The sequence below is a fragment of the Paenibacillus sp. TSA_86.1 genome (assembly GCF_052691815.1).
The window spans coordinates 105106-119396 of the sequence record NZ_JBQZGE010000008.1 but is presented as its reverse complement, the minus strand read 5'-3'; the positions used below and the strand labels follow the sequence as shown (position 1 = coordinate 119396).

Genomic DNA, 14291 nt, shown 5'->3' with positions numbered 1-14291 from the left:
CTTGGTCATAGGGACTAGCTCCTCTGTCTTCTCGTATTAGCATCATCGGTTCATTGCTTCTCCCCCTATTGTTCCATGCCGCTGGAGTTGCATCAAATGCAAGAGGTTATACTCAGAAGAAACAAAATATTTGACATGTTTCCTCAGAATAGTCTTTTCGATGAAAAAGTGATATATTTCTGATAGGTCTTGGCTTTTAAGAAAGACTTTCATCTTATTCATCTATTCTCACGAAACACTTATGTTACTTCAACCGGATAAGGAGCACCCCAATGAACAACATCAACCAGGAAGTGGGCAAAAAAATAAAAAACTTCCGCAAATGGCGCGGGCTCACCGTACAACAGCTGGCAGACCAGATTTTCAAGAGTAAAGGTACGCTTTCCAAATATGAAAGCGGCGATATTACACTGGATCTCGTCACACTGCACCAGATTGCGGATGCGCTGAACATCCAGGTGGAGCAGCTCCTTTACAAAGAACCGAGGCATGCGTCTCCGCTGATGAATACGGTTCAGTCCAGCTTTTTCAAAAACTCAACCCGCTTCTATTCGTACTTCTACGACGGTCGGAACAATAGTCTTATTCGCTGCGTTATTGATATGATGGCTCAATCGGATGCTAACCGCTATCGCACGGTGATGTATATGAATGTGAAGGACTTTGAGAATTATCAGGAATGTGAAAATATGTACTGGGGTCACACGGAGCATTACGATACGCTGACCACATTGATTCTGAAAAATCAGGCCACGCCGCTGGAGAATCTGTATATTAATATTTTGGCGTCGTTCCAGGAATCGGAGAAAAAATGGGGACTGATGGCCGGAGTCTCGTTCAGACCCTTCATGCCCATTGCGCTAAAAATGCTCTTCTCCCGCACACCGCTACCCGAAACGCCAGAGCTCTACAATGAGCTAAAAATATCCAAAGAAGATCTGCGTACGCTCAAAATTTACAACATGCTTGCGGTAACGTGATCGGTGGCCCTTGCATAAAAAAGACACTTGCGGAAGCTGTACAACCCAGCCCCATGCAAGTGTCTCTTGTGTTGGTTTATTAGATTCATTTGTTAACGTTTATTGAGCAAGTTTCACACTGCTTACCGCTTTTAATGTTTGATCAAATCCAGCGTTTCATCGAACTGATGCTTCTGCTCCTCGACCTTATGCTCGTTTCCAATGACGCAGCGTTGCTTCTGCTCCAGAATCGCAGAGATCAATCCGGCAAAGCCGATAATATCGCTCTCCTTCGTGGCAAGCACCTCATCCCGTTCCTTCTGCAGATCAGCCTCCGTCACATGGGACAAGTAACATTCCAGCGAGAATGATCCTTCACTGTACGGGGTTCTTGGCGTATCCAGATCCTGAATCGCACCGATGATATACCGTGTCATCTCCCGTTCATCTGCACGGAAATCGGTCAGATATTGCGGAATCTCCTCGTATACCTTGTAGGTTTTATCCAGATTCGGATCGCGATAAGAGGCCAGATAACTGTCTCCGTTCCGTCTGAACCCGGACATACAGCCGTAAGCACCACCTTTGGCACGGATATTGTTCCACAGGTAATCCAGTGACAAGATGCCTTGTAATACACGTAATGAGCCAGTATAGGCGTAACCTTTGTCGATATAGTTCCCGGTTTGAACCACATACTGAACCTCTGATGAAGAGCGGAAACCTTCGTTATGTGTTGCAGGCGTAAACGTGAAGGCTTCCTTCGCAACTTCATGTGTAAACAGTTTGGCTTTCAGGTCGGACACCTGTTCTTCCAGACCTTCGTATCCTTTCTCGTCCGCAGTGTAACTGACAAGCAGGTTCTCCGGTCTGAATATATAACCCATCAGCTCTTGCAGGCTGGAGGACAGCTGTTCTTTTTTCGCATCAAAGTTTGCCTGTACGTCCTCAAGCCACTGATAGTACGCAATTCCGCTAACGGATTCTCTGAAATCGGCAACGGCCGAATGTTTCGAGGACGATCTGGCAACCCCCGCAGAATGACCACTGTTGATCAGATTGCGCTGCAAGTTACCTTTGACCTGAGAAATAATCTCGAAAAGCCGCTTGGAGTTGTCAAAACGGGACGTAAATACAATTTCCTTCATCATATCAAGAGCAAATCCGAGTTTGTCATAAAGCACTTTCGCCGTAAACTCAAACGTTGCTTTGAAATCTTGAGGCTGGTGTGCATTCACATAAGAACCAACCCCGCTATTGATTCCGCCGGAATGGATATGAATTTCATTCGATAACTCGTTAAACGAGTAATTTTGGGTGTCTACGTATCCGAGCACACTTTTCAACAATCCCACATAAGGCAACAGACGGCGCGGCACTTCCTTGATATCAAATAACAGTTTCAAATAACCAATGCCATTGGTATACAAATTATGATGCAGAATCGTTGTACCATCCAAGTTGTTCAAGGTCTGGTGAAGCTTCGATGCCTTCGTATCAATATCCTCAATCGACAACGTTGGAATCACTTGCTGCTGTTCCTTGGTGGAAGGTGTGTTCTGGTATTCGGCAAGCGCTTCAGTACGCTTAATCATGTCTTGCACTTCTTCCGGACTAAGTCCGGCCTGTATCGACTTCAGACGTGATTTCAGCGCTTCTTCCTTGCGTGCGTTCAAGCCTTTGTCCGGGGTCAACGCAACAAATGACGTATGTGTATTTTGTAAAAGATACTTCTCGATGAGCTGTTCGAAATAGCCCTGCTTCATTTTGGTGCGAAGTTCTGCAAATACATCATTCGCCTCCAGATGTGTGAAAGGCGCCTCTTTATCATACAACCAGCTTTGTAGCGAGGAGAATCCGTAGATCAACCCTTTCGGCATACGGCCGAAGTCCGCTTCCCGATGATTGAACTCGTACGAGTTAATGCCGGCAAGCAATGCTTTCGGGTCAAAACCTTCTTTGACAACACGCTTCAGCACTTCTTGGATCGTTTCAAGGAATTCATCCTTGCTGGACAAGTTGCTCTTCTTAAGTCCCACAGTGAACAAGGGTTGATACAAGCTGTCATCATAGGAGCCGTAAACGTCCTTAGCAATACCTTTATCCAGCAAGGCTTGCTTCAGCACAGCTCCCGGCGCATTGAGCAATGCATATAACAGAATCTGAAAGGCAATGTTTAATTCCTTGTCCAGACTTGTGCCAATCACCGCATTATAGGTCAAGAAGCTGTTGTCCACTTCGGATTCCGTGCTTCCCGCAGAATACGACTTTACCGTATCCACCCGTGCTGGGAATGCGGGTTGCAACTTGATCTCGGAGTCGATCTCCATACGATCATAGTTGTTCAGGTAGTTTTCATCCAGCCATTGCAGCTTCTCTTCCATGTCCATATCTCCGTATAGATAGATGTAACTGTTAGACGGATGATAGTACCGTTTGTGAAAATCGAGCAGTCCTTCATAGGTCAGATCCAGAATGGCCTCCGGGAATCCGCCAGACTCACAGGAGTATGTTGTATCCGGGAAAAGAGAGTTCAAAACCTCTCGTCTTACCATCCGCTCCGGCGAAGAAAAGGCCCCTTTCATCTCGTTATACACCACGCCGTTGTATGTCAGTTCATCATCCGCAGAAGTCAGATTGTAATTCCAGCCCTCTTGCAGAAATATTTTTTCATTCTCATAAATATTCGTATTTAATACCGCATCCAGATACACATCCATCAAGTTATGGAAGTCATGATCGTTGCGACTCGCAACCGGGTAGACGGTTTTGTCAGGATACGTCATCGCGTTGAGGAATGTATTGAGTGAACCCTTGAGCAGCTCCACAAAAGAATCTTTGGCCGGAAACTTTTTTGATCCGCAAAGCACGGAGTGTTCCAGAATATGAGCTACCCCTGTATCATCTTCGGGAGGTGTGCGAAAACCGATGTTGAACACCTTGTTGTCATCGCTATTGGACAGCACTACGATGTGAGCACCCGATTTTAGATGTTCCAGCAGGTACGCATCGGATTTCAGTTCTTCGATTCTACGCTCTTGTAACACCTTATATGGCTTAAGCTGTTTCAACATAAACTTGAGTCCTCCGTCCATTCAATTGTTGTGTTGGTTTGTATAGTTCCCTTGAGGAACTTAATCCCTCAGCAAGGGAAAGGTAATATATGCCTATCGATAGTATACACCATTGTGACCTCTCTTCATAAAAGGAAGGTCGAATCCGCTTTCTGATATGTATTATGTGGGGATTGTGTTTATGAACTTACGCAGGAGAGGACAAGTTGGAGTAATCTGGAATTACTATCATAGACATTTAAAAACCATAACAATCTAATAATTTACTTGAAATGGTTTAAAAAAATTTAAGAACTAGAAAAAAAGCCCAATGCCTTATGCCGAAAGGATAATTAAGAGATGGGAAATTCTCTATAAATCCAACATAACCAATTATATTTCGCACTGCGTGCAGCTCCCAGCACGCAGTGCGAATACTTAGTAGCAGTTATGGTCCGGCTCAAGTTGCTTCCTGTATATATGTCTCTAAAATCTCAATAAATCATGTCACCCTACATTACAAAAAATATTATCTTTCCTCCTCGCTGACCCAGCGGGGAGGAAAGACCGAGCAGCTAGAGAGAAGTGACCTGTAAAGAATATGAGGTTTCTTGTTAATTCAGCACCACAATAGATTTTAAAACATAAGAATCCCTGCTAACTTTTTTTGTCAGCAGGGATTCTTATTAATCTTTAAGCCTCCACAGCTTCGGGTCTTTTCACTTGAAGAGGAGGAGGAATAAGCCACCCTTTTTCTTTACTCATCTGGAGAATACGAAGGCCTAAAGCGGTTTTGGTAACGTGATATTTCGCAAATAAGGCTCCAATGTCTTCTCTAATGGATTGGCCCATAACTTGACTACAAGCAACCAATCCCATCGAAGTATCAGACGCAATTTTTGCAGCTATCTCAGGATCTGTAAACCTTGCACCAACAGGAATGTCTTCCAGTTTTACGGGCGGTCTTTCTGGTAAAACTGGCGTTGGAGCAATTCCGTTATCAGTGAGGAGTGTATCACACTCTTTAATCTCAAGTTTAGCTTGATCAATCAATGCCTCCAATGTTTTTTTCAAATCTTTATCTCCTGCATGATTTAAAAATGCTTGGTAAAAGGAAAGAGCACCTTTCGCGACCATTGAACATTGCCAAACGCTGAAGATTTCACCATAATGCATAGGTTCATTTTTTGGATTACCACTTAATATTCCCATCATAACAGCTCCTTCATATTTTATTTCCCACCAAAAGTATAGTTCCATGATCATAAACAACATATTCAAAAGTAATAAAATACCGATGGAATAAGGATGTGACTTTTGGAGATATTAACTTTACACACATACAGGAGGGAAATTTCATGAAGAAGCAAATAACAACTTTTGTTGTATCCATTTGTTTATTAGGTGCATTGGCTGTACCTGCCTCTGCTCACAGTGTAAATGAAGCAACCCAAGATGGACGAAGTATTAACACCTACCAAAACAACAGCTCTAATTATCAACCAAACAGTGTAAGGGCAAATTCAACGGATAACGATAATGGTATGGACTGGGGATGGCTGGGCCTACTCGGGTTACTAGGTTTAGCTGGAATGCGTAAAAGAGTAACGGATCATTCCAATCGATAATGTCGCTAGACACCCCCGGTATCCTTAGAGGGAGATATCTATTTCCCTCTATTTTGCTTAACTAGCAGTAATCGTTCTCTTCGCAACGGTTGAACTTATCTAATCAACGAATTTTTACATATAATAAGCCATTCTTCTTCCGTAATCCAAAACACTTAAAGACCATGTTCTTGTTCCTATTGACAATCTATTTAATGATCATACACATTTTTACATTTCAAAACAAAAGAAAAGATCACATTTGACTTGTTAAACAAGTCAAATGTGATCTTTTCTTTAAGATGCCGAGGACCGGGATCGAACCGGTACGGTAGTCACCTACCGCAGGATTTTAAGTCCTGTGCGTCTGCCAATTCCGCCACCCCGGCGTATGTATTATTTTCTTGGCGACAAGAAATATCTTACCATGAACCAATTAATAATGCAACCCTTTTCTCAAAAAATGAAACAGGCACTGCAAGCATAAGCTCACAGTGCCTAGAAAGTCCGAGTTGCGGTCCCGGACTTCCGGTAAACCATCTATATTAAGGGAGGTGTGAGATAAGAATACCTCCCCAACATTAAAGGAACCTAAAATCAGCCTTAAATTAAACTAAAAAAGCAAAATGGGCTTCACACGCGCCGCTTGCTCCTCGCTACATTCCACAATGACCAGAATGTGACCTTGCAGCAGCCAGTCCTCATAATGGCGTGCATCCTCTTCCGGAATGCCTGTTTCTGTCAGCGTTAAGACCAGATCATCGGTCTCACTTCCAATCTCATTACCAGCTAATCTACGCACCGCTTTTCCGATCGATGCGGTTTGATTCATTCGTTTACCCAGCCCGGCTAATATGCCTTTCACCGCTCCAAACGCTCCATCCGTTCCAGCACCTTTCAGCGGCTTGGGTAACCCCGTCTTCTCGCTGATCATCTCCAGATCGATCTGTTCCTTGGCTACCGCCCCCAAATATTGATCTGGGATACCTTCCTTCTTCAACGCATTCAACAGGATAATTGCCTCGTGCTCCGAACGAGCAAGCCCAACAAACAGTTTTGACATGTGGTTCCCCTCCTCTTCCTCATACCTTATATAACCCCGCAGCATATTCTCAGTAACGCCATTCCCACTCGCTAAGTCAATTCACCTAGAACAGCTTGATCATTTCTCTACTGGAAATCTATACCTAGTTCTGATAGACTAGATAAAGAAGACAAATTAACCATTGAAAACTTCGACACACTGATAAACATCTTATAATCAGGAGCAATGACTTATGAAAAAAGAGGTAGAAATTGCCATTCGGCGTAATCAACAGATTCTGGTTCGGAATACAAGCGGACAGACCGTAACCGGCTTTCCGGAGCGTTCAGCAGACAGCTCCATTCTCTCCTTGCGCACCGTTCAGGGAAATGTATGGATTCCGTTTGATGAAGTCGAACATGTCACTCGTCTTTTAACCCTTCGCTCTCACCATCTGGGCACCATGCAACTTGTATAGACATTGAACTTGTCATGCTGCATTTTCAGTTACTTTCGTAGATTGTGAACATGGAGAACAGGGATATGTACGCTGATCGATAAAGATAAGCTATATGTAGGAAATCTACGTTTTCTACTAAAGCCAACTTATATTTAAAAACCAGACGTCACTAACGTCTGGTTTTTCTTATACTGCCTATTTTTTTATACTTACCATAGTCAAAAATAAATATCCTCTGTATCCTTCCATTGCTATATCCCGTGTTATTTCACGACAAATTTAACACGGGTTCCATCCGGATATGTACTTAGTTGATTGCCTACCCATGAGCCTGCACCGCGATTATCTTTTGGCGTAATGTACTGGATATCCGCACCCTTGCCGCCTTCTGCACACATTGCCATAGGCCACTCATCCCGATCCTTGCCTTTTTTGACCGGCACACCTTTCAGTGACAGTTCCCTGTTCCCTTCAGCACCCTTCCGGTTGATCGTACACACATCTGTATGTCCTGCTTGGATCGCTTTCCGGATGTGGTTTGCTGTTTCCGGATACCGATCTGCAGGAAAAGTGATCGTATGATCTACACTCTTGTCCGTTGTTTTGAACGGAGAAGGGATGTCTAGCGGCCACTCTCCTCCTGCCCAGGCGTACAGAGCAATCAGTACCATGCCCACCAACGTCAGCATCTTCCCTTTAAATTGCCGGTTCGTTCGTTTGCCTCTTCTGCTGCGTTTCTTACTCATGATGTGCCTCCCCCATATAACACTAGCATACCTAGCATTATAACAGAACGCCAGTTCGTAAAACAATTCATTCCACAACAAAAAAGCAGCCAGATCCATTCCGGCTGCAGCCCTGCACTGTCTTATCCTGCGTTAAAAATACTCTGACGACTTCGAAAAGGCACCGTCACATGAAACTCCGTTCCTTTGCCTTCAGCACTGTCCACAGTGATGCTGCCGTTCATTAATTCCAACAACTCTTTGCAAATCGTTAACCCAAGTCCACTTCCCCCGAACCTTCTTGCATGCGAAATGTCGGATTGAGTAAAGGCATCAAACAGTTGACTGATCTGATGAGAGGGGATACCGATCCCTGTGTCCCGTACAGAGAACATCAACATGGTCTTTTCATGTGATCGCTGCTTGACATCCACTCGAAGTTGCACTTCCCCTTGCTCCGTAAACTTGATGGCATTGCTCAGCAAATTATCCAGCACTTGACGTAGTCTTAGTGGATCGCCCCATAGCACATCAGGAATACTCAAATCTGCATGGCAAAATATACGGATATGTTTATTCATCGCTGCCAGCTCATGTGTCTTCACAATTTGCTGAATCAGCTTTAATGGCTGGAACTCGATATGTTCCACTCCCATTTTACCTCTGCCGAGCTTCGCCATATCCAGACTGTTGTTTACAATGTGCAGGAGCGCCTCTCCGGATTGACGTGCCAGTTCCAGATATTCTTTTTGCTCTTCGGTAATATCGCCCATTCCCGCAAGCTCGATCATTCCCATGATGCCATTTAGCGGTGTACGAAGCTCATGATTTAACTTGCCGATGAATTCCAGCTGACCTCTGCTGGTTTTCTCAGCCAACGACGTAGCAAGCTTCAGTTGCTCTTCGGCAAATTTCCGTTCTGTGATGTCATACTGAATGCCAACAAAGTACAAACAATCACCTGATTCATTAAAAATGGGATCAATATTGAGTTCATTCCAGAACTTCTGACCACTTTTCGTGTAATTTAGAATCTCAACTTTAGTTGATTGTTGCTTTCTTAACGCTTCTCGAATATTTGAAACGGTTTCGGGATTGGTATCCGTCCCCTGTAGAAATCGGCAATTCCGTCCGATCGATTCTTCGTGCGTGTATCCGGTCAGCCGAGTAAAATGTTCGTTTACGTACATGAGCGGAAACTCAGGCGAGGTAGCGTCAACTACCGTAACGGAGGATTTTAATTTCGATATGATAAACTCCCATTGCATCGGGAGTTGATTATTTAGGCTCATGCCTGTCTCCTCCATCTCACATCCTTAACTCCAGATGGTATGTGTTGATATTAAAAATATCTATTATATTGTACCACAGTTATTCAATCCGTGTAGTTCTTGGGTAATAGTTCTTAATCATACTAATCCTTATCCATTTACATAACCTGCCTGCCATTCAGAGATCCACCCATAATTTAATTGATCATCATCGTTAATATGCGGATTGTCTCCATTTTTTCCAGACGCAGACCTTAAAGGCGGGACCGTTAATGGTTGACGAGGAAGGAAGATCGACGATGGAAATCCTCTTTTTTATATTTATGGTGTTATGTATAATCAATCTGTGTTTTCCCAAGTTTGGCTGGTATCTTCGATACGGCTGGATCATGCAAGGGGAGACGGAACCTAGCAAATCTTACATGACTATGGTTCGAATGTCCAGTCTGTTTATGCTACTGATTTCTTTTATTCTTGCCATGGCATAATACAATAACAAGCTTGAAAACAAAACCAGTTGCTCCCTGTGCAGCTGGTCTTTGACGTGCACTGACGGAAATATGATAACTTTATTTGTGGTCTTACTGTAGCATGAGCCGTAAGATAAATGATATCGATGTATCGTTACAGAAAGGACAGATTGGTATGAACATCGCATTTTATCCATTCTGGGCTGCCAGAACACTGCTCTCACTTATACAAGTGATCTTAATCACAACCTTGACCTGCCTTATATACAGACAAACTGAATGGATTGGCCATGCACTGCTGTTTCTGTGCTTTTACGGACTGACCCATGTTGCAGCAAGATTCGCATTCGATTTTCTGATGAGACGCTTTACGTTATCCAGACTAATCATCGGTGTTCCTTTGACCAAAATACTGCTGCTCGTCGGGATCGCATTCTCCCTGCCACACTTGACGTTACATATTACGCTTATGTTTACAGGTACTGTACTATTCTCTGCCATTATTCGCTGGGAGTCTCTGTCTCTGGAGACACTTCAGCCACGACTGGTTAAAGGCGAAGATATAACGAAAGCAAACAGTCTGCTCTCTTTTTCCAATTATACAGTAACAGGCATCGGACTGGTCATGACAGTAATTACATTCCTGTATGTGGGGCCTGCACAGGCAATTTGGGCAGCTATAGCCCTCTCACTCGCTGCACTGGCTCTGATCGTGACTGTTCATCACCTGATTCACAGCCTCTCCAACACTTCGATCAATCTGAATACCAGACGACCCTTGCACAAATAAAAAAGACGAGCATGGTCAAACTGCCCGTCTCAGGCTGCTTCTCCGCAAGCAGCTTGTTTGTATTTCTTTTCCCAAATGTATCTACTTCTCACATCCTAGCTTGTCTAATCCAATCGGTAATCTGTCAGCGGTTTACCCTTCTTATAGTACAAATTCGGGGATAATATATTGAAAAAAATGTGTACATCCGGCAGTTCGGCTTTCTCCAAAATGGACTGTATGGATGCTGCAATTCGATCATGTATCTCCTGGTCACGCTGAAACATTAAAATCTCTATGGATGCCGGGGAAGGTGTCAGGGCCTGTACATCATAACGTTCTGCTTTCATTCTTTCCTGAGGAATATGAGTGATCAAGGCCATCTTTTCGGTAATTTGAGGTACAACTTCCTCCAGTTTAGAACCTGTGAATCCTTTAAATCGTATAAAAGGCATTGCTATCCCTTCAATCTCTGTTAGTAGTCTCTTATGTGATTTTAAGCACATTGTTTTCACTTGTCAAATGTCATTCATGTCATATTACGCTTTGGAAATAAGCGCAAAGCCCCACCAAAGTCTTGGTGGAGCTGACTGCCTGCACGCCAGATCGTTATCTTACAGCCAGAAAGATTTTGTAATGATGACGAGCAGAATGAAGAGAACGAGAATTGCACTAGTGGAAGTCCATCCTCCGCCGAATCCACCAACATTGCCACAACCGTATCCAACTTGACTCATTTGATTGGCCTCCTTTGAATTTCAAGGTACGCCATAACATATGCGTATTTCCCGCTAGTGACCGGGCGAATGTGCACGTCTGATCGCCCAATCCTCGGGGAGTTGCCTGATGATCAACAAAAGTGTGCTCTGACTCTATAACAAAACCGAATCACACCTCGTTATATAACGGGTTGTTATATAGAACTCATTCGAGTCCTTTCAGAAGCGACGCAGCCTCTTCATGCTCCGGATCTATTTCGAGTACACGGCGAGCGTAAGCAAGTGCTTCCTGTTCTTGTTCCAGCTCATAACAGCATACAGCCAGATCATATAATAGTGTGCTCTGATGTGTATCCAGGTCGGCAGTCAGTGATCTTTCCAGGAACAACTTAGCCTCTTCATACATAAACATCTCCAGTAAGAGCTGCCCTGAAACAAAAGCCACCTGATTCCGATGTTCCATAGCGTAATAGGAAGACCACATCAACCTGATCCCGGATTGAAGGTCGAGCATCTCCTCATCGCTTGCATCGGATAAAAGATCATTAAACCTGGAGGAAGCAAGAATCAGAAACTCGGCATCATATCCGCCCAATCGCCAGAAAGCCAACAGCTGTTTCAGCTCCATCTGATCCACTTTAGGGTCTATCCATTCCTTCAGGGTAAAGAAATCATCTGGACCAAACCGCTCCACAAAACGGTGGTAGGCCAGCCTTGTATTCACATAACTCATGGGTGCTTCCAACATTAAAATCATGCCAACGTTTAGATCCTTATAGTGGTGGGAAGTAAAATAGGAAGCGGCTCCCTGCTGTTCCAGCACATATTTTAACGCATGATAATTCGCGGACAATGAGAAACTGCCGTGTATTGTAAATTCAGGCGGCTCTGCATATTTCCAGTAATCCAGTCGATGATCCCCTTTATCCGCGGTAATAAGCACATACCCTGACCGGGACAGCTTACTCAATCGTTCGAGACACCCTAGCCCTGCAGAAGGAAGAAGAATATGCGAATCTTCTAACTCAGCCTTGTACAGGATCATCAATTCGGAGTAAGGATAGGTCTCTTCACAGTACTCGGGTGCAGGACGATATTTATATTGCAGTGTCATACTTTCCAGGATCTCGGCAGGTTTCTGCTTGGCTACGGGGCTCGGAAGTTCAACAAGCAGATCACATTCAAATACCTGCCCCTCCCCAATGTAAATCAGGTCCTGCGGAATACTATCAAAAAAGTAGTTGGCAATGAGCAGCAAAGGCTGATGTAAATCTCCTTGCCCGATCACCGTGCCAGACATCAGAAGATGTAACTCTTTATCCTGCATCGCATCAAAACGTGCAAAGTCCAACAGTCCCTTTTCAATATATCCCTGCATGGATCTATGCTCTTTCCATCCCATTACATTCTCCATAGCCAGGTCAGTCATCACATATCGGAAAGGCGGCAGCTCTATACCTGCCATTTCCTTCAATGCACAGAGTTTATTCAACACCTGATGAGCCAATCTGCCTCCACCTGCACCAAGTTCAACAATGTTTATCATTTCATCCTGCTCGCCTCTGGCTGACAAGTCCTGCAAGAATCCAAAAATCATCTCCGCATACGCTGTTGCAATTAGCGGATTGCTCGTAATATACTCAGGCACCTGGCGATTTTCCCAAGCTTGCAGCCCCATCTGTTCATAATAAGCTCTCTGCCAATCCCAAACGGGCGCTTCGCTAAACCGGACATACTGGCTTTCTTTCTCCATCATCACTTATATCAAACTCGCTTTCTATCTATTCATTCTGAACCAAATCCATCTATCCTATGTAAAAGAACAATTATATCATATCACCGGCGTCCTCTGTTCTCTTTTCATACTTCCCCAATTCCAAGGCTACATTCATATTCTCTTCTGACTTACAAAAAAGAGCCTGCTTCGCAGAGAAGCAAGCTTAACGCATATAAATTTGCCAACCAAACAAAAAAACAGATTGAACCTGCTTCTTTATTTTTTATCAAGCTGATTAGCCGTTAGTCAGAGTACAAAACACCGTCAAAGTTCTCTGGACCTACACGAACCGTACCCAGCAAGTTACTGCTGACAAATGCAGTGTACGTTAATTGTGGCGTAATCGGCGGATTATAATCATCGGCCGAGAATGTAATAACCTGTGGTGCCAGAACGGTCAAGTTAAATGTGGATGTAGCCGAATAGATGACAGGATCTGTTGCTAAAGTTCCCCGAACTATCGTAATCGTTATACCGGCAAGCGCCAAAGGAAGCTGTACAGACACGGTTCCTTTGAATTGAACCCGCGGGTTGGCACCAATCGTAGCTGTTGTCACCAACCCAATCTGTCCAAACAATTGCGGTGTGTTAATTACCAGAATTGGTATCGCAATAGAGTTCGCCAAACTCGCATTTTGCGAGGTTCTTGCATCAATTAACTGAGTCATGAAATCTACCTCCTATAAATGGGATTGAGATAGTATATGCGAGAATCATGATCTGGCATGGACATACAACCCCCTATTGAAAATAAAGTTATGTGATCTGGAAGAGAAAGATAGAATCACCCCACTTTTATCTGTTATCTAAGCCATGGATTACCCATCATATATAAACATAGAAAATAGAAATCTATGAAAACAGAAAAAAACCCTTGCATCGCAAGGGTTTTAAAATATGGGCCCTACAGGACTCGAACCTGTGACCAATCGGTTATGAGCCGACCGCTCTAACCAACTGAGCTAAGGGCCCTAAACAAATAATGTATAACAGTGCAGATGATCGCTGTAACCATCCAGTAAAGCAATATTGCGGGGGCAGGATTTGAACCTGCGGCCTTCGGGTTATGAGCCCGACGAGCTACCGGGCTGCTCCACCCCGCGTCGTTAATAATAATAAACAGCGACTTAATTAATATACACCATTACTACAATACAAGTCAAGGGGTAATGTTAGGGAATGAATCGCACACCGTAACGCCCTTTCCGTGAGCGGTACACTTCAACTTCTTCGGGCTCGTTATGCCCGTAAATCCAGCCATCCTGCTCCAGTCTTTTCGCCAGGCAGCCAGCTTGAAATTTCGTTGAATACAGCTTGCTGAAATATATCCATTTCATCCTGCTCGTCCTTTCCAAAGCGTCATGTACTGCTGCTAATTGTAGAATACCCCAATTTCGTAAAAATAGCCGCCAGAGATGATAAAATCTCTGGCGGCTATTTTTTAGTGTAAACATGGT

Annotated in this window: 15 protein-coding genes and 3 tRNA genes; 5 read left to right on the top strand and 13 right to left on the bottom strand. The window is 43.9% G+C overall.

Annotation, left to right across the window (positions count from 1 at the left end; genetic code table 11):
- Positions 1–272: 272 nt before the first annotated feature.
- Positions 273–980, top strand: coding sequence for a helix-turn-helix domain-containing protein (locus tag ACUTVW_RS16910; RefSeq protein WP_216517284.1), 708 nt, complete (start codon positions 273–275; stop codon positions 978–980).
- Positions 981–1111: 131 nt separating this feature from the next.
- Here the strand turns inward: ACUTVW_RS16910 and ACUTVW_RS16905 are convergent, their stop codons facing one another.
- Entirely contained in the window at positions 1112–4033 is a 2922-nt protein-coding gene (locus ACUTVW_RS16905; RefSeq protein WP_445646873.1) for an insulinase family protein, read from the bottom strand.
- A 672-nt stretch (positions 4034–4705) separates the two neighbouring features.
- On the bottom strand, positions 4706–5224 hold the full coding sequence (locus ACUTVW_RS16900; RefSeq protein ID WP_445646952.1) for a DUF3231 family protein: 519 nt from the start codon (positions 5222–5224) through the stop codon (positions 4706–4708).
- Between the two features lie 146 nt (positions 5225–5370).
- Here ACUTVW_RS16900 and ACUTVW_RS16895 point away from each other — a divergent pair, with 146 nt between their 5' ends.
- Positions 5371–5640: a WGxxGxxG family protein gene (locus tag ACUTVW_RS16895; RefSeq protein ID WP_445646872.1), complete on the top strand. Its 270-nt coding sequence runs from the start codon at positions 5371–5373 to the stop codon at positions 5638–5640.
- 282 nt (positions 5641–5922) lie between these two features.
- Here the strand turns inward: ACUTVW_RS16895 and ACUTVW_RS16890 are convergent.
- Together ACUTVW_RS16890 and ACUTVW_RS16885 are read right to left on the bottom strand one after the other, a co-directional pair.
- Positions 5923–6008: transfer RNA gene (locus tag ACUTVW_RS16890), tRNA-Leu, on the bottom strand.
- Positions 6009–6232: 224 nt separating this feature from the next.
- Positions 6233–6682, bottom strand: coding sequence for a hypothetical protein (locus ACUTVW_RS16885; RefSeq protein WP_445646871.1), 450 nt, complete (start codon positions 6680–6682; stop codon positions 6233–6235).
- Positions 6683–6896: 214 nt separating this feature from the next.
- Between ACUTVW_RS16885 and ACUTVW_RS16880 the strand changes: the two genes are divergently transcribed.
- On the top strand, positions 6897–7121 hold the full coding sequence (locus ACUTVW_RS16880; RefSeq protein ID WP_445646870.1) for a hypothetical protein: 225 nt from the start codon (positions 6897–6899) through the stop codon (positions 7119–7121).
- A gap of 245 nt (positions 7122–7366) precedes the next feature.
- On the opposite strand, the gene ACUTVW_RS16875 is transcribed toward ACUTVW_RS16880, so the two are convergent.
- Positions 7367–7849: a NucA/NucB deoxyribonuclease domain-containing protein gene (locus tag ACUTVW_RS16875; protein ID WP_445646869.1), complete on the bottom strand. Its 483-nt coding sequence runs from the start codon at positions 7847–7849 to the stop codon at positions 7367–7369.
- 122 nt (positions 7850–7971) lie between these two features.
- Positions 7972–9120: an ATP-binding protein gene (locus ACUTVW_RS16870; protein ID WP_445646868.1), complete on the bottom strand. Its 1149-nt coding sequence runs from the start codon at positions 9118–9120 to the stop codon at positions 7972–7974.
- A gap of 251 nt (positions 9121–9371) precedes the next feature.
- Here ACUTVW_RS16870 and ACUTVW_RS16865 point away from each other — a divergent pair, with 251 nt between their 5' ends.
- Both ACUTVW_RS16865 and ACUTVW_RS16860 read left to right on the top strand, forming a co-directional pair.
- Entirely contained in the window at positions 9372–9587 is a 216-nt protein-coding gene (locus ACUTVW_RS16865) for a DUF6199 family natural product biosynthesis protein (RefSeq protein ID WP_445646867.1), read from the top strand.
- Between the two features lie 103 nt (positions 9588–9690).
- The gene (locus tag ACUTVW_RS16860) at positions 9691–10359 is read left to right on the top strand and encodes a hypothetical protein (protein WP_445646866.1); all 669 of its coding nucleotides are present in this window, start codon (positions 9691–9693) and stop codon (positions 10357–10359) included.
- A 104-nt stretch (positions 10360–10463) separates the two neighbouring features.
- Here the strand turns inward: ACUTVW_RS16860 and ACUTVW_RS16855 are convergent, their stop codons facing one another.
- The 7 genes from ACUTVW_RS16855 to ACUTVW_RS16825 all read right to left on the bottom strand — a co-directional run bounded on the left by ACUTVW_RS16855 (position 10464) and on the right by ACUTVW_RS16825 (position 14171).
- On the bottom strand, positions 10464–10793 hold the full coding sequence (locus tag ACUTVW_RS16855; protein ID WP_445646865.1) for a DUF1904 family protein: 330 nt from the start codon (positions 10791–10793) through the stop codon (positions 10464–10466).
- 159 nt (positions 10794–10952) lie between these two features.
- Entirely contained in the window at positions 10953–11075 is a 123-nt protein-coding gene (locus tag ACUTVW_RS16850; protein ID WP_083679583.1) for a sporulation protein YjcZ, read from the bottom strand.
- Positions 11076–11262: 187 nt separating this feature from the next.
- Positions 11263–12813 carry a tetratricopeptide repeat protein gene (locus ACUTVW_RS16845; RefSeq protein WP_445646864.1) on the bottom strand — a complete coding sequence of 517 codons (1551 nt, stop codon included), beginning with the start codon at positions 12811–12813 and terminating at the stop codon, positions 11263–11265.
- A gap of 263 nt (positions 12814–13076) precedes the next feature.
- Positions 13077–13502 carry a hypothetical protein gene (locus ACUTVW_RS16840; protein ID WP_445646863.1) on the bottom strand — a complete coding sequence of 142 codons (426 nt, stop codon included), beginning with the start codon at positions 13500–13502 and terminating at the stop codon, positions 13077–13079.
- A 230-nt stretch (positions 13503–13732) separates the two neighbouring features.
- Positions 13733–13806: transfer RNA gene (locus ACUTVW_RS16835), tRNA-Ile, on the bottom strand.
- Between the two features lie 57 nt (positions 13807–13863).
- Positions 13864–13937, bottom strand: a tRNA-Met gene (locus ACUTVW_RS16830).
- A 69-nt stretch (positions 13938–14006) separates the two neighbouring features.
- Positions 14007–14171 carry a hypothetical protein gene (locus ACUTVW_RS16825; protein ID WP_434750175.1) on the bottom strand — a complete coding sequence of 55 codons (165 nt, stop codon included), beginning with the start codon at positions 14169–14171 and terminating at the stop codon, positions 14007–14009.
- Positions 14172–14291: the final 120 nt, after the last annotated feature.